Here is a 17,302-nt window from a genome sequence, read left to right as displayed (position 1 = left end):
ACTCTGCGGCAGGGGGCGCGGCGGGGTAGAACGGTCCTCATGGACCACACCGACCAGCCCACCGCAATGCTCCCCGGTGACGTGCGGATGCCCCTGCTCGGCTTCGGCACGTGGCAGGCCACCGGCACGGAGGGTTACGAAGCCGTCCTGGCCGCGCTCGACACCGGCTACCGGCACCTCGACACTGCCACCATGTACGGCAACGAGCGGGAAGTCGGCCGGGCGGTGCAGGAGAGCGGGCTGCGTCGGGAGGACATCTTCATCACCACCAAGCTCCCACCGGACCGGGTGGGCCGGGAGAGGGAGACGCTGGAGGCCAGCCTGGAGGCGCTCGGCGTCGACCAGGTGGACCTCTGGTTGATCCACTGGCCCCCGTCGGCCGCCGAGAGCATCCCGATGTGGCGGGAGGTGCTGGCCGCCCGGGACGAGAACCTGACCCGGACGGTAGGGGTGAGCAACTACAGCACCGCGCAGATCGACGAGTTGATCCAGTCGACGGAGGAGAACCCGGCTGTCAACCAGATCCGCTGGGGTCCGATGTTGTACGACCGGCAACGGCACGCCGAGCTGCGGGACCGGGGTGTGGTGCTGGAGGGCTACAGCCCGTTCAAGACCACCGATCTCAGCGACCCGGTGCTGACCCGGATCGCTGGCGCGCACGACGTTTCGCCAGCTCAGGTGGTGTTGCGGTGGCACATCGACCACGAGATCGTGGTGATCCCGAAGTCGGTGACGCCGGAGCGGATCAGCGCCAACTTCGATGTCTTCCACTTCTCGCTGACCGCTGAGGAGATGCGCGACATCGACGCGCTGGCGGGCACCTGATAAGGCGGTTTCCTTCAGCCTGCGTCCGACTGCTGAAAGCTATCGACATAGACGCTCATCGCGGTATAGCGTGCCGGTCATCACGATCGTCGATCCGATCGAGAGCCCGACGTCGTCCGCCGAAGGAGCGCCATGGCCACGTCCCGATCCACCCGTCTGCGCCGCCGCAAAGTGCTCGCCATCCCGGCACTGGTGGCCGCCGCGCTTACCGTCGTCGTCCGGCCCACACCGGCGAGCGCCGCACCGAAGGCCGAGTGCCTGGCCGACCTGCTCGGGGAGTCCTGATGGCCACGATTCCCTGGCTCGTCGACGTGCTGCGCGGTGCCGGGGTCCAGGTCGTCGTCGAGGGAGACTGGCTCAACCGGATGCGGCCGGGCTCCTTCGACCCCATCGGGGTGCTCTGGCACCACACCGCCTCGACCTCCAGCGCCAGCAACCCGCACCCCGCGCTCGGCATCTGCATCAACGGCCGGTCGGATCTGCCCGGCCCGCTCTGCCAGGCGCTCGTCGACTACAACGGCGTCTTCCACGTCATCTCTGCCGGCCGGTGCAACCACGCAGGTGTGAGCGGCGGCAGTGGGCCGATCCCGGCGGGCGACGGCAACACGCTCATGATCGGCTGGGAGATCGACTACAACGGCGTCAACCAGGAGATGACAGCGGCGCAGTACAACGCGTCGATCGCCGCCACCGCCGCCGTGCTCAAGCGACTGGGCCGGGACAGCAGCTACGCCCGGGGCCACCGTGAAACCAGCACCACCGGCAAGATCGACCCGTCCTTCATCGACCTCAATGTGATGCGGGCCGACGTGGCGGCGAAGATGGCCGGCGGTGGCACAGCGTGGTCATCCACGGTGGACAACACTACCGCCGGCAGGTTCACCGCGAGTGCCAACTGGGGCGTCTCGACGTACTCCGGGCAGCGGTACGGCGCCGACTACAGGTACGCGGACCCGGTCGCAGCAAGCGATGTCGCGTGGTACCGGTTCAACGTGCCGGCAACCGCCAGTTACCGCGTCGAAGCCTGGTGGCCGGCGAACGCCGGCTACAACAGCGCCACCCCGTACATCGTCGCCACCAGCAGCGGCAACCGGACGATCACCGTCGACCAGCGGGCCACCGGCGGCCAGTGGCGCAGCCTGGGCACGTTCACGCTGCCGGCCGGCGATGCCAACCGGGTCGGCGTGAGCCGGTGGAGCGGTGCCAGCGGACTGGTCATCGCCGACGCCGTCCGTCTCACCCGACTCTGAACTGGGAGGCCCGCGCCCGCACCCGGCATGGCCGGGCGCGGGCCTTTCGTGTGCGCGTACGACGAAGGGTTTTGAGCAGGAATTACAACAGCGGGTGAGCGCCGAAGGCGAGCTGTCCGCCTTGCCGGTTATGTGATCACGCTTTGTAAAGGTACTTGTGCGTAGAGCGGTCTCATCCCTACAGTCCCCATCAATATCTGAATCACGGGGGAGGGTTTGTGGCACGTCGAAAGACGGCCACCGTTCGCGCATGCCTCGCGGCTGGCGTAGCCGTGCTCACGGCAGCCGCATTAGCGGGCATTCCGGGCGAACCGGCGGAGTATCTTGCCGCCGGTCCGGATGGCGTAACGGGTGGCACAGAGATCAGGTCCGACGAGGCGGTGTCCCTACGGGCCGCCCGCAAGACCGGCAAACCGGTGCAGGTCAAGAGCCTCACCTCCGAAACCACCGAGGTCTATGCCCTGCCCGACGGGCAGTTCAGGGCGGAGCTGTCGCTCGGCCCGACAAGGGTCCGCCGAGGCGACGGTTGGGTCCCGATCGACCTGAACCTTCGGCGAGACCCGGACGGCACCATCCGACCCGCCGCACACCCCTACGACCTCACGATCTCCGGCTCCCAGCCGTCAGGCACCCACGAGCTGGCAGCCGTCGGCAAGGGCGACGACCGAGTGGCGGTCAACTGGGCCGGCGCGCTTCCCGAGCCGCAGCTCAGTGCCGACCGGGCGACGTACGTGGACGCCCTCGCTGGCGTCGACCTCGTCGTCCGGGCCAGCCGCAGCGGCCTGGAGACCCTGTTCGTCGTGAAGAGCCCCGCCGCCCTGAGTCGGGTGGCGACGCTGTCGCTGCCGGTGACCGGGCGCAACGTCGCGGACGTCCACCGTGGCGTCGGTGGCGACACGACCATCAGGGACACGACCGGGCGGACCATCGCGACGAGCCCGGCGCTGATGATGTGGGACGCGCGTGTCGATGCCCAGGGCGAGCCCGTCAGCAAGGTGCCGGTCGCCTCGACAGTCGCGAAGGCCGCTGGAGCCGCGGCGGACCACGGATTCGCGCTTACCCTCACACCGGATCAGAAATGGCTCCGCGCCCCGGAGCGGAAGTACCCCATCACGATCGATCCGCAGATCAACCCGCTCTCCACCACGTACGACACGTACGTGCAGGCAAACGAGAGCATCGACCGTGGCAGCGCTGACGACCTGCGTCTCGGCAAGCTCGGCCCCACCGGACCGATCACCCGGTCGTTCGCCCGCTGGGACACCACAGCCCTCGTCGGCAAGCAGATCAACACGGCCACCATCTCGCTGTGGAACTGGTGGTCGGTGCAGTGCGCCGGACGGTCCTGGGAGCTCTGGACGACAGGCGCCATCGCCGACGGCATCGTGTGGAGCAACCAACCGACCTGGACCCACCAGGAGAAGGTGACCACGGCGTCGGCCGGCTTCGACAGCAGCTGTGACGACAACTATGTCGGCGTCTCCGCCACAAGCTTCTTCCAACGGGCGGCCGACGGTGGCGACACCCGCGCCGACATGGGCATACGGGCGACCGACGAGACCGACTCGACGTCCTTCAAGCAGTTCCGGTCCCGCACCTACTCGGTCACCACCACAGTGCCCAAGGCCACCGTCACCTACAACTCGTACCCGACGGTGACCGCCCGTTCGACGGTGCCGGCCTCCACCTGCGCGACAGGCCCCGGCCGTCCCATCGTCAACTCGGTGACCCCGCAGCTCAAGGCCACCGTCGCCGACGCCGACGCGACCGCCATGACCGTCACGTTCGAGTGGTGGGCGATGAACGCTGACGCGGCGATCGGCTCCGACGTCTACACCGGCGTCGCCAACGGCGCCACCGTCGCGACCACGATTCCCGCCGGTGTCTTCGCCGATGGCGGCATCTACCGCTGGCGGGTCAAGGCGTCCGACGGGGTGAGCGGCAGCGACACATGGTCCTCGTTCTGCGAGATGCAGGTCTACACGACGGTGCCGCCGGTGACCGGCTGCACCGCTGGCACGGACAGTGACTTCAACGGCGACGGCGTCGCGGATGTGGCGATCGCCGATCCGGAGGCAGTGGTAAACGGCCAGGTACGCGCCGGTCAGCTGCATGTCAGCTACGGCGGCGGCGCGACGGTGCACACCCTGTACGAGGGAGTCGCCAAGGTGCCCGGCACACCGGAGGCGAGCGACCGCTTCGGCACCGCGATCTCTCCGTACGACGCCAACAACGACGGCTGCACCGACCTCGCCGTGGGCGTTCCCTTCCAGGACGTCAACGGCCTCCAGGACGCCGGCGTGGTGCTCGTGCTGCTCGGCTCACCCGCCGGCCTGGCGCAGGGACCCGCCACGCTGGTCTACCACCAGGACGTCACAAATGTGCCGGACACCGCCGAGGCCCACGACTGGTTCGGCTACGCGGTCGCCGGCAGTCGGACCGCCAGGGGTGTGCCCTACCTCGTCATCGGTGCGCCGGGTGAGGGACTCTCCACCACCGCGCCGGTCAGCGGCATCGTCCACTACATCCGGGGCACCGTGAACGTGGCGATGAGCCAGGGCGCCGGCGTCCCCGGCGCTGCCGAGATCGACGACCGCACGGGGTACGCGGTGGCCGCGTCCAAGCACCACTGGGCTGTCAGCTCTCCGGGCGAGGCGATCGGCACTGCCGAGTTCGCCGGTGCGGTGAACGTCTACAGCCACACGCTCACCAACGGGCTACCCACGCTCGCCGCCGAACTCAACCAGAACGCGACGTCGGTCTCGGACACCTCCGAGGCCAACGACAACTTCGGCAAGTCGATCGCCATCGCGCCGTACCGCCCAGCCGGAACGGCCGCTGACGCGGCGAGCTCCCTGCTGGTGGTCGGAGTGCCCGGTGAGGACATCGAACCGGCGCAGTCGGATGCCGGAATGGTGCAGCGCTTCCACATCACCGCAAGCAACACCTACACCGAGGTGGGTCCGGCGATCACCCACAACCCGCAGAACCCGCTCGTGACCGGCGGTGACTACCTGGGCGAGAAGGTCGTTGTGACAAACACGAACCCGTCCGTCGAGAGCACCAACTCGACGATGTTCATGGCGCTGGGGATGCCCGGCAAGGACGGTTCGTCGGGTGACACCTCGGTGACCGACTTCGGCCAGGTGTTGGTACTTCCCGCACTTGTCACCTCGATCGGCACGCCGGTGGTGCTCCAACGCAACGGGTCGAGCCTGCCGGGCAGTGTCCGGGCGAGCGAGATCGTCGGCACCTCGTTCGGCGCCACGTCGCAGCGGCTGCTGGTCGGCACCCCGTACGGCACTGACGCCGTCTACGGCTTCACGTGGGCCAGCCTGGCCGGCGGCTCGACGACGCCCAGCCAGACCTGGCAGCCAGGCGTGAACGGGATCCCCGCCAGCGTGAGCACGTTCGGGGCGGCGGTCAACTGATGAAGAGCATGAATTCGCGCAGTACAACGGGGGAGGACCTGGCGGTGGCCGGTCGTACGAGAAAGCGGGGTCGACTCTTCACGCTCGGCCTCATGGCGGGCCTCGCCGGCCTGCTCGCGAGCACCGCCTACGTGGCCGTGCCCGAACCATCCCTGCCGTCCGCGCCGGTGGCCGCAGTGGAAACCGATCCGGTCCGCGACACCGAAGCCGAGGCGCTGATCGCGGCGGCGGACCTCAACCAGCCAGTCGAGGTCCTCGCGCAGCGCGGCGAATACCGGGATGTCTTCGCCCAGCCGGACGGGACGCTGATCGCCAACGAGTACAACCAGGCGGTACGGGTCCTGCAGGGCGACACCTGGGTGCCGGCGAACGCGGCCCTCGTAGCCCAGTCGGACGGGACGATCACGCCGACCGCCGCACTGCTCAACATGCGTCTGTCCGGAGGTGGCACCACGCCCCTCATGGTGATCGAGCGTGACTTCCGGGTCATGACGCTCACCTGGCCGAACGCGCTGCCCACCCCGACCATCAGTGGCGACCAGGCCACCTACCCGGAGGTGTTTCCGGACGTCGACCTGGTGGCCAACGTGACCGTCGAGGGCTTCTCCCACGTCCTGGTGCTGAAGACCCCCGAGGCGGCGAACCTGCCCGAGCTGCGGGACCTCCGGCTCGGGGTGACAGGTGAGGGCCTCGACATCGAAGAGACCGCCGAGGGGGGCGTCGTCGCTCTCGACCCGGCGACCGGCAACCCGGTGATGGAGGCCGACGCCCCGACCATGTGGGACAGCGGCAACCAGGAGGGTGGCGGCGAAGCCCAGCGGGCCTCCGCCGCGACCACCGAGCCAGCGGATCCGAACGACGCCTCGGCGCGGGGCCCGGGGGAGACCTCCCGGGTGGAGCAGGTGGGCCTCGACTACAGCTCCGGCACGCTGAGCCTCACCCCGGACGCCGCGATGCTCGCCGACCCGGCCACCACCTTCCCGGTGTACGTCGACCCGGTGTGGCAGAGCAGCACCAACAGCGCCTGGGCGATGGTCGACAGCGGCTACCCGTCCGAGGAGTACTGGAAGTTCGACACCAAGCGGCACGAGCGCGTCGGTCTCTGCCCGGAGTCCTGCAACAACTCCAAGGTCAAGCGCCTCTTCTACCAGTTGGCCACGCCGTACGCCGGCAAGACCATCCTGGAGGCCAAGTTCCGGGTGACCCTCCAGCACGTCTACAACAGCACTGCCCGTGCGGCTGCTCTCTACCTGATGCCCTCCGGGATCAAGTCCAGTACGAACTGGAGCAACCAGCCCGGCGGATCGAGCTGGTCGGGGGCCACGCACCTCGCGACCAACTCGCCGACAAAGGTGCAGTCGAGCTGCACCTCGACGAACCAGAACACAGAATGGGAAGCCAAACCGGCGGTTCAGCAGGCGGTCAGCAAGGGCTGGAGCAACATCACCCTCGGTCTGCGCTCGGTAAGCGAGACCGCATCCAGCCACACCAAGCGGTTCTGCGACAACGGCGTTCTCTCGGTCCGCTACAACCGCGCCCCGGTGATCGCCAACCAGTCGGAACTCACGATGTCACCCGGTGGTGGCTGCGTGTACGGCACGGGCGCGCCCTACACCGACGTGCCGCCGCGGCTCAACGCCATCCTGCGGGACCCCGACCACTCGTCGGCGCACACCGAGCAGGTGAAGGCCGAGTTCAAGGTCACCTGGACGCCGGCCGGCGGGAGCCTGCAGACCCGCAGCTACGTCACGCCGCTGAAGGCGAGCGGTTCCCTCTTCAACTACTACGTGCCAAGCGACATCGCGCAGAACGTACCGATCTCCTGGGAGGTCCGGGCGAGTGACGGGGTGAGCTGGGGGCCGTGGAGCTCCGAAGGCTCACGCAACGTCTGCCAGTTCTACTACGACAAGACCAGCCCGAGCGCGCCGGACGTGGACTCGCCGGAGTATCTGCCCGGGGATGCCGCCGACACCACAGCGGACTGCCTCGACGACGACCAGTGGCGCGGTTCCATCGGTGTCCAGGGCAGCTTCACCTTCGACTCGGCTGCCACCGACGTGGTCGAGTACGTGTACAACTTCAACGGCGGTGCCTCGACCTCGGTCAAGCCGACCACAAACGGTGGACCGGTGACGATCAGGTGGACGCCCGACAAGGAGGGGCCGCGCCAACTCTTCGTCAAGGCGATTGACATGGCGAAGCGGTCCAGCACCATTGCCACCTGCACCTTCCGGGTGGGTAAGCGCCCGCCGGTTGCGCAGTGGCCGCTGTCGGACATCGCCAGCGCAAGGGCGGCAGACGACCAGATGGGCTCGCACGACGCCAGGATCGGCAGTGGCGTCACGTTCGGCGTACCGGGGTCGCTCGGCACGTGGGACACGGCCGCGACCTTCGACGGCACGTCGAACGCGTACCTCGTCACCGAGAACTCGGTGGTGGGCACCGACCAGAGCTTCTCCATAACGGGCTGGTACCGGGTGGACGACCCCAATCGACGCCAGGTCGCGGTGAGCCAGGACGCCACCGGGGAACCCGGCTTCAGCCTGGGCGTCGAGCAAGGGTCCTGGTTCTTCCGGATGCCCACGAACGACGTCATCAACCTGGGTGAGTGGAAGGTGACGGCGGGTCCGGCGACCACCGCCTGGACCTTCATCACGGCGATCTTCGACGGACCGAACAAGAAGATCTCCCTCCAGGTCGGTTCGGGCACTCCAGCCGTCAAGGACCGGCGTTCGCTGGTCCAGGCCCGAGGTGCTCTCCAGTTCGGCCGCCACACCTTCAAGGGCGGCGGGTACTCCGACTTCTGGAAGGGCGCGATGGCGGACGTCTCCGTGTTCGACCGCCCGGTCGTCGCTGAGGACGTGGCCGGCCTGGAGAAGCACAAGCTCGACCGCAAGGGTTACTGGCAGTTGAGCACCCAGGCCAACAAGTCCAGCCCGAACTACGACGCGGGCGGCGAGGCGTTGCGCCTCGGGCAGGAGAGCAGCCTCGTCCGGGGCAACCCGATCACCGGGATGATGGGCGCCGGTTACCTCCAGTTCCAGGGCCAGGCCGGGCAGTACGCCGAGACGGCCACCCCGCTCATCGACCCGGCGGGCAGTTTCACCATCTCCGCCCGGGTCCGGTTCACGAGCGGCTCGAAGAACCATCCGATGACGGCGATCTCCATCAAGGGCACCAACAACAACAGCGTCGTGGTCCTTCGGGCCAACACCGACGGCCTGTGGGAGATGGCTGCCACCACCGACACCGGCGCCGCGCCGGTGTACGAGGCGACCCAGCACGACCGGGAACCGTCCAGGGTCGGCAAGGGCGACCACATCACCCTTGTCTACAACGGATACAACCGGGAGCTGCTGTTCTACCTCAACGGCCAGGTTCTCGGATTCCAGTTGGAGAAGCCGTTGCCCGCCGTGAGCAACGTCCAGTTCGGCCGGGCCTTCGCCAACGGCAGCGAGCGGGAGAACCTTTCCGGCGCGATAGACGACATCCGGATCTACAACGGCATGGCGGACAAGGTCAAGATCGACCGGACCAGCCTCGTCGTCGAGCAGCCCAACCTCTGACACCACCGGCGTTGGGGCCGTCCCTTCGGGGGCGGCCCCGACACCCCGTGCCTTCTTTCCAAACCAACCCTGGGGAGGGTGGATGTTCTCCCGATTTCTGGGCGCGTCCGGCGTGTTGCAGCGCCGGGCGGTGCGACCAGTGTCCTGGGCAATGACTGTCGTGATGACCGCGAGCATCATCCAGGTCGCCAATGCCCCCGCATCGACTGCCGCCGAACGCCAACGCCCGACGGCGACCGACGTCGGCAAGACAGTGCCGAATCGTGCGCCGCTTGGCGTCAAGCCGCGCACGGCAAACCCGGGGGCCGCCCCCGCCACGACGACTCCCGTCACTGTCACCTGGCCGTCGGCCGGAGCCAGTGAGATCGCTGTCCCTGCCCCGACAGGGACGCCGGCGCAGGCCGGCGCGCGTACCGGCGCTTCCGCAACCGACGCGGGACCGGCCGCGACCGGCAAGGCCGGCGGACTCGCCGTGTCGCTGTCGGCTGTTGCCCCGCCAGCGCCGAAGGCCGGCGCCAAGGCGGCAACGCCTCCGGTTCCCGCGCCCACGAAGGTACGTGTCGAGGTTCTCGACCGCGCCGCGTCCGAACGGGCCCGCGTCGACGGTCCGTTGATCAAGTTGAACCGCACCGACGGCCAGCAGGGCGCTGGCGACGTCCGGTTGGGGGTCAGCTACGACGGCCTTGCCGGTGCGTTCGGCGGTGACTTCGGTGCCCGCCTGAAGCTGGTGAAGCTGCCAGAGTGTGCGCTCACCACCCCGGAGAAGGCCGGCTGCGCGATAGAGCCGGTGCCGACAGTCAACGACAGTGCATCCCGCACTGTCTTCGCCACGGTCAGCGCCGCGGCGGCGGGTACGACATTCGCGCTGGCCGCAGCCGAATCCTCCTCGCAGGGCGATTTCGGCGCGACGAAGCTCGCGCCGTCGTCGAAGTGGTCGGTGGCCCCGTCCACCGGCGGCTTCTCCTGGAGCTACCCGATGCGTACGCCCCCGGTTCCGGGTGGCGGCGCTCCGGGCATCACGCTCGCGTACTCGTCGCAGTCCGTCGACGGGCGTACCGCAGCCACAAACAACCAGGGCTCCTGGGTGGGTGAGGGCTTCAACTACGAGCCGGGGCACATCGAACGCCGCTACAAGTCCTGTGCCGAGGACGGGCACGACCAGTACGCCGACCAGTGCTGGGCGTACGACAACGCCACGATCCTGCTCAACGGCAAGTCGACCGAGCTGGTCAAGAGCGGCAGCACCTGGAGGTTCGCCACCGATGACGGCTCGAAGGTGGAGCGGCTCACCGGCGCGGACAACGGCGACAACGACGGTGAGCACTGGAAGGTCACCACTACCGACGGCACGCAGTACTTCTTCGGCCTCAACAAGCTTCCGGGCTGGAGCAGCGGCAAAGAGGTGACCGGGTCGACCTGGACGCTGCCGGTCTACGGCGACGACGCCAACGAGCCGTGCAACAGCACGTCCGGTGGATTCACCGCCTCGCACTGTGACCAGGCGTGGCGCTGGAGCCTCGACTACGTCAAGGACCGCTACGGCAACGTCAGCTCGTACTTCTACACGCCCGAGACGAACTACTACGCCCGCGGCAAGCGCACCGATGCCAACGGCGTGCCGTACCACCGCGGCGGCTACCTCAAGCGGATCGACTACGGCCAGCGGGACAACGCCGTCTACACCACGAACGCCCCGGCGCGCGTGCGGTTCGACGTCAAGGAGCGCTGCCTGCCGAACGGCTCCGTCGACTGCGACCCGCAGGATCTGAACGCGACCACCGCGCCGCACTGGCCGGACGTGCCCTTCGACCGCAACTGCAACAAGGACACCAAGTGCAAGACCGACCAGATCACGCCCACCTTCTGGACCCGGGCCCGGCTCACGGGGATCACTACCGAGATCCGCGAGGGTAGCGGCTGGACGGCCGTCGACAACTGGAAGCTCGACCACCAGCTCCTGGACAACGGGGACGCCTCCCGCACCCTCTGGCTTCACAAGATCACCCACACCGGCATGTACGGCGACGACATCGCCATGCCGTCGGTCGAGCTGGGCAACCTCCAGCTGCCCAACCGGGTCGACCGGGACGACGACAACATCGGTCCGCTGGTGCGGCCCCGGCTCGCCACGGTGTGGACGGACACCGGTGCCCAGATCGACGTCAACTACGCGGCACCGGACTGCTCCAAGAGCGCGCTTCCGACCGAGGGCAACAGCACCAAGCGCTGCTACCCGGTGAAGTGGAACCCGTACGGCAGCGGTGATCCGATCACCGACTGGTTCTTCAAGTACGTGGTCGCCGCCGTCATCGAGACCGACCGGACCGGTGGCGCACCGGACATGGTCACCAGGTACGACTACCAGGACGGCGCCGCCTGGCGGAAGTCCGACCCCGACGGGATCTCCGACCCGAAGGACCTCACCTGGGGTGAGTGGCGCGGCTACGGCAAGGTCGTCGTCACCGTCGGCAACGGTCAGACCCAGACCACCAAGACCGAGTACCGCTATCTGCGCGGCATGCACGGCGACAAGATTCCGAGCAGCAGCGACACCCGGGACGTCCGGGTGAAGGACTCCGCCGGCGTCGAGCACGTCGACTACGACCAGTTCTCCGGCCACCAGTTGGAGAGCACCGTTTACGACGGCGCGTCGGTGGTCAGCCGGAGCATCGCCACCCCGTGGCGGCACAACACCGCCACCGAGTCGCACAGCTGGGGTGACAAGAAGGCCTGGTTCACAAACACCTCGGTGACCAGGAACTTCGTGGCGCTCGCCGCCGGTGGCTGGCGGGAGACGAAGAACATCTCGAGCTTCGAGACGGACTTCGGCCGCGTCACCAAGACCGAGAACCTCGGTGACGTCGACGTCGCAGGCGACGAGGCGTGCAACACCACCACCTACGCCGACAACCCCAGCCTTCACCTGTACAGCCTGGTGGCACGCACCGAGTCGTTGTCGGTGTCGTGCGGCACCTCGCCGGTGGACCGCAAGACCCAGGTCATCTCCGACACCCGCACCCTCTACGACGGCAAGGCGTTCGGGGTGGCGCCCACGCTTGGCAACCCGACCAAGTCGGAGCGGATGGCAAGCCACAACGGCACCACCGCCACCTACATCACCACCGCGTCGGGAACCTTCGACGCGTACGGTCGGCCGCTCAGCGCCACCGACGCGATGGGCAAGACCACCACCACCGCGTACACCGAGACGAACGGTCTGACCACGAAGGTGGTCGAGACGAACCCGCTCGAGCACGTCACCACCACCGAGTACGCCCCGGCCTGGGGCAGCCCGGTCAAGCAGACCGACCCGAACAACCTGGTCAGCAGGTTGCAGTACGACGCGTTGGGCCGGCTGTCCAACGTGTGGATGCCGGACCGCAGCGGCGACAGCCCGAGCATCAAGTACAGCTACCTGATCCGCACCGACAAGCCGGTGGCGGTCAAGACGGAGAAGAGGCAGAACGACGGCTCGTACAGCGTCGAGTACAAGCTGCACGACGGTCTGCTGCGGCCCCGCCAGGTGCAGACCGAGGGGCCGAACGGCACCCGGATGATCGCGGACACCTTCTACACAGCGACCGGCAACCTCGACAAGACGTACGCGACCTACAACGCCGCCGGTGCTCCGACGGACGCCATCTTCCCCGCCCGCAACGGTGAGGTCGACGGCCAGACGCTCTACGTCTACGACGGGGCCGACCGGGTCAAGGCGGAGATCTTCGCGGTAGCGGGTAACGAGAAGTGGCGCACCAGCACCACGTACGGCGGTGACCGTGTCTCGGTCGACCCGCCGGAGGGCGGCACCCCCACCACGGCGATCTCCAACGCTCTCGGGCAGACGACCCAACTGTTGCAGTACAAGGGCACTGGGCCGTCGGGCGCCTCGGACAAGACCCTCTACACCTACAACCGCTCCGGCCAGCTCGCGACGGTCACCGACCCCGCCGGCAACGTCTGGAAGCACGAGTACGACCAGCTCGGCCGCAAGGTCAAGTCGATCGACCCGGATGCCGGCACGTCGACGATGACGTACGACAACCTGGACCGGCTCACCAGCACCACGAACGGTGTGCAGCAGACGATCAGCACCACGTACGACGCGATCGGCCGGACCACCGCCAGCTACAAGGGGGCGGCCGAGACCGGCGAACTGCTCAGCAGCTGGACGTACGACCTGGAGATGCTCGGGCAGCTCTCCATGACGAGCCGGTGGATCGACGGGGCGGAGTACGCCACCTACTACACCGCCTACGACGAGCTCTACCGGCCGCACGCCACCTACTACCAGGTGCCCGAGCACGCCGGCGCGGAACTCGCTGGGTTGTACAGCTTCGCTGCCGAGTACAACGAGGACGGCACCGTTCGGGCGACGGGCATGTCCGACGGTGGAGGCTTGCCGTTCGAGAGCATCGCCTACACGTACGACAGCATGGAGCGGCTGACCGCGACCGAGGGCGACGTGCCGTACCTGACGGACGTCGACTACTCGGCGACCAGTGAGGTCATCCAGACCGAGGCGAAGCTCGGCGCCAACAAGGTCTGGTCGACCTACGGGTACGAGCAGGGCTCCAAGCGGCTCACCCACCAGCGGTTGGACCGCAGCGGCGCGCCGGTCATCGACATCGACGCGCAGTACAGCTACGACGCTTCCGGCAACATCACCCGGATCGCCGACACGCCCTCGGGCACCCGGGACGTGCAGTGCTTCTCCTATGACTACCTGCGCCGCATGGAGCGGGCCTGGACGTCGGCGAGCACCGCCACCGACCCGTGTGCCGGAGGCCCGTCGACGACGGGTGTGGGTGGGGTGGCCCCGTACCACCACTCCTACACCTACGACGTGGTGGGCAACCGCAAGACCGAGTCGCAGTTCGCCGCAAACGGCACCTCGCTCAAGGAGCGCGTCTACACCTATCCGACCGCGGGCCAGCCGCAGCCGCACACCCTGAGCAAGATGACCGAGACGACGCCGGCGGGCTCGAAGCTCCACGAGTACGGCTACGACGCGGCGGGCAACACCACGAAGCGGACGAAGGTCGGCGAGGACCAGACCCTGAAGTGGGACGCCGAGGGCAACCTCGAGTCCGTCACCGACGCCACGGGCAAAAAGACCAGTTTCCTGTACGACGTCGACGGCTCCCGGATGCTCCGCAAGGAGCCGACCGCGACGACGCTCTACCTGCCGGGCATGGAGGTCCGGCTCGACCACACCACCAGGGCGACCGACGGCACCCGTTACTACTCCCTGCCGGGCGGCGGCACGATCGTTCGGAAGATCAACGGTCTGCACTACGTCGCCTCCGACCACCACGGCACGGGTCAGGCGACTGTCGACGAGAACGGTGCGATCGTGCACCGGCGCAGCACGCCGTTCGGTGAGTCCCGAGGCACGCCACCAACACCGGGGCAGTGGCCGACGGAGAAGGGCTTCGTCAACGGCAACCAGGACTCGACAACGGGCCTGGTGAACATCGGCGCCCGCGAGTACGACACCGTCACCGGTCGGTTCATCTCCGTCGACCCGATCATCGACGTCAACGACCCGCAGCAGATGCACGGGTACGCGTACGCCAACAACAACCCGATCTCGTACTCCGACCCCGACGGCCTCAAGGCGTGCTCCGACGACGCCTGCGGTCCCGGTGCCGACTACGAGGACATGTACGGCAACTACCACAAGGTCAAGGGACACAACGACGGCTGTGGTGGCTGCTCGAAGGCGTACGACCCGGACGAGCCCACGATCAACGCGTGGAACAACCCCCGGGCCAGCGAAAAGGACCGCCGTGCGGCCGCGGCAGCAGCAGCCGAGAAGGAGCGCCAGGCTCGCATCGCGCGGGCGAAGCAGAAGCTCCTGAACGCGGCCAAGGCCCTCGCGAAGATCCTGATGGACGAGTTGGGCATCACCGATGCCCTGGACTGCTTCCTCAAGGGCGACATGGGCGGCTGTCTCAACACCGCCATCAACGTCGCCACCTCGGCCATCGGTGGAGCAATCGGCAAGCTGGCGGCTAGATACGGCGCTCCATGGAAGTGGAAGAAGTTCGGCAACCTCGTCACGAGAACCAAGGGCCTTCTCGGCGACCTGATCGACGGTGCCAAGGACTTCTTGAAGCTCGGTAAGTGCAACAGTTTCGCCCCAGGAACTCTTGTTCTTATGGCTGACGGCACGCGGAAGCCGATTGAGGACATCCAGCCCGGAGATGTGATCCTGGCCACCGATGCGCTGTCTGGTGGTACTGCCGCCAAGCAGGTGGTGGCAACCATCATCGGATCGGGAGCCAAGAACCTGGTCCGCATCACGGTTGGTGTCGCTGGGCAAGGCGAAGACAGTGCCGGCAGTGTGGTAGCTACGGACGAGCATCCGTTCTGGGTCCCAGATCTGCGCGAATGGGTGGATGCCACAAACCTGTCGGTTGGCCAGTGGCTCCGCACCTCGGCCGGCACTCTTGTTCAAGTCTCCGCAATCGAGCGTTGGACCGCCCAACAAACGGTATACAACCTCACGGTCGACGACATTCACACGTATTATGTGGGTGCCGGTGACACATCAGTCCTCGTCCACAATTCTAATGCGAGTTGCGCGGTACACGGAGGGCCAACATCTGTGCCAAACCGCGATCTGCGGGAGCCGCAGGGCTGTACCTGTGATCGGACGGAAGAGGCAAATCTTACTGAAGATAATCGAATTGTCCGTAGCGCAGAAGGTATCAAGGAGCGCCGTACGCGCAGCGAGGCTCCGGTAAGGGGGGCGGAAAAGGCCCTGAAGCAGGCCGCGGATGATCCGGTCCTTGGTGGTATTCTGGGCATAGTTGTGATCGCCAGAGGGGTCTTCAGAGGGCGGAAATGATGAATCATGGCGTCAATGACGGTCCTCAGCACATGCTCAGTTCCGCAGGGCGTGCAGTATGGCGGTTTCTCAGAGATGGAGACCGTGCGCATGCCATTTGGTTGCTGGTGCATCCCAAATCCACGCCGGAATTGATATTTCAAGCATGGGTGTTAGCAATGCGCCGCACGTTCTCCCGAGAGGCGTCCGGCCAGCGTGTAGCCGTGTACCTGGAGGGCGTGATCAACCGAACGGGCAGGTCGGCGTCTGATCTCGACACTACTGAGTTAATTGAACTAGCTTTCAACAATTCCCCTGCTGCGAGCCGGAAAGTGAAGAAGGACATGCTGCCGATTCTCGTCGACTTGGCGCAGAGCCAGTTCCCGAGTGGCGAGCAGTGTGCCGAGTTGGTGCGCGCGGCCGAAATGCGGGCCGACCGACTGCGTCGCAAAGTCCGCAAGAGGCCCACGACTGCAGAGCTTGGAGGTGCCCTGCCTGCGAGTGGGCCCAAGACGGTGGTCGGACAGATCCTCAAAGCGCAAGCCTCCTATGACCGACAACTACTGTCAGCGCTGCCTGATGAGGAGTCCCGCGAGGCGGCGGCTGACCTCATTGACCGGGCCGTCACTGCCGTGCTGCGGGAACGATTTCCGCCTCCTTCATCCGCGGATCTTGTGAGCAGGTTCGCGGCTCGGGTGGCGAAATCCTCTCGCGACCCTCGGCTGGACCGGATTCTTGCGGAGGCCGTCGTCCGAGACGTGCTTCTACCTCAATCGGCCGACGCTATCGATGCGCCGGACGATCTCATGCTGCATGCAAAGATCATGACGTTTGTGCAGGCAGTAGAGGACCTCGGATTGTATTCGCGGGAAGTTGATTCAATAATCAGCGCAGCAGAACGTGCGGCCGAGGATGCGGGCGTCCGATTGAAGGCTATGCCGTGATCTAGTATGTTGTTGTAGCCTCAGGCGTCTCTGTTGGGTGGATGCGAACTGGCCTCGCCGAGCACAGCTTGGCGAGGCCAGATGCCCCAGCGGTCAGATAGAGGGCAACGGCGGATCGCGCGGGGCTGGGCGCGCGGGGCGGTACGTCATTCCCGTGATAACACCGCCGGCGAAACCGAACAAACGCTCCTCGAAATGAAAACCGTCTCCTTCGGGCTTGCGGCAAGCTCCGAAGATGTGGATGCTCAGGTCTGCCAGCTGTGAACGACCCTGACGAGCCGCCGAAGGAGCCGGCCGTCGTCGGAGTCATCCCGTACGACCCCCGGCGTGGCCTGATCAGCGACTGGGACGACGGCACCGTCCTGCGAATAGAGGTGCTCGAGACGACGGCGAAGACGATCTTGATCTCGGGCAACGCGGCTGGGCTCACCTCGCTCGCGCGTCACCTGCTCAC

General features: G+C 67.0%; 8 protein-coding genes. All 8 read left to right on the top strand.

Annotated elements, in window-relative coordinates:
- Positions 1 to 39 precede the first annotated feature (39 nt).
- Entirely contained in the window at positions 40 to 825 is a 786-nt protein-coding gene (locus ADK66_RS13020; RefSeq protein WP_053655098.1) for an aldo/keto reductase, read from the top strand.
- 132 nt (positions 826 to 957) lie between these two features.
- A complete protein-coding gene (locus tag ADK66_RS31875) occupies positions 958 to 1,110 on the top strand; it encodes a hypothetical protein (protein WP_167945702.1) in 153 nt (50 codons plus the stop codon).
- Complete coding sequence (locus tag ADK66_RS13015; RefSeq protein ID WP_053655096.1) at positions 1,110 to 2,075, top strand: N-acetylmuramoyl-L-alanine amidase; 966 nt, start codon at positions 1,110 to 1,112, stop codon at positions 2,073 to 2,075. Before ADK66_RS31875 ends, ADK66_RS13015 begins: the two co-directional genes overlap by 1 nt.
- A 272-nt stretch (positions 2,076 to 2,347) precedes the next feature.
- Positions 2,348 to 5,506: a DNRLRE domain-containing protein gene (locus tag ADK66_RS13010; protein WP_369814789.1), complete on the top strand. Its 3,159-nt coding sequence runs from the start codon at positions 2,348 to 2,350 to the stop codon at positions 5,504 to 5,506.
- A 92-nt stretch (positions 5,507 to 5,598) separates the two neighbouring features.
- Positions 5,599 to 9,072, top strand: coding sequence for a laminin G domain-containing protein (locus ADK66_RS13005; protein ID WP_197281510.1), 3,474 nt, complete (start codon positions 5,599 to 5,601; stop codon positions 9,070 to 9,072).
- An 82-nt stretch (positions 9,073 to 9,154) separates the two neighbouring features.
- The gene (locus tag ADK66_RS13000; protein WP_082377433.1) at positions 9,155 to 15,925 is read left to right on the top strand and encodes a polymorphic toxin-type HINT domain-containing protein; all 6,771 of its coding nucleotides are present in this window, start codon (positions 9,155 to 9,157) and stop codon (positions 15,923 to 15,925) included.
- Between the two features lie 158 nt (positions 15,926 to 16,083).
- Entirely contained in the window at positions 16,084 to 16,848 is a 765-nt protein-coding gene (locus tag ADK66_RS12995; protein ID WP_053655090.1) for a hypothetical protein, read from the top strand.
- Positions 16,849 to 17,108: 260 nt separating this feature from the next.
- A partial coding sequence (locus ADK66_RS12990; protein ID WP_197281509.1) for a hypothetical protein occupies positions 17,109 to 17,302 on the top strand: 194 nt, incomplete at its 3' end.

This window comes from Micromonospora sp. NRRL B-16802 (genome assembly GCF_001279555.1).
Classification (GTDB): domain Bacteria; phylum Actinomycetota; class Actinomycetes; order Mycobacteriales; family Micromonosporaceae; genus Micromonospora; species Micromonospora profundi.
The sequence above is the reverse complement of the archived record's forward strand: the minus strand, read 5'-3'. Positions and strand labels throughout refer to the sequence as shown.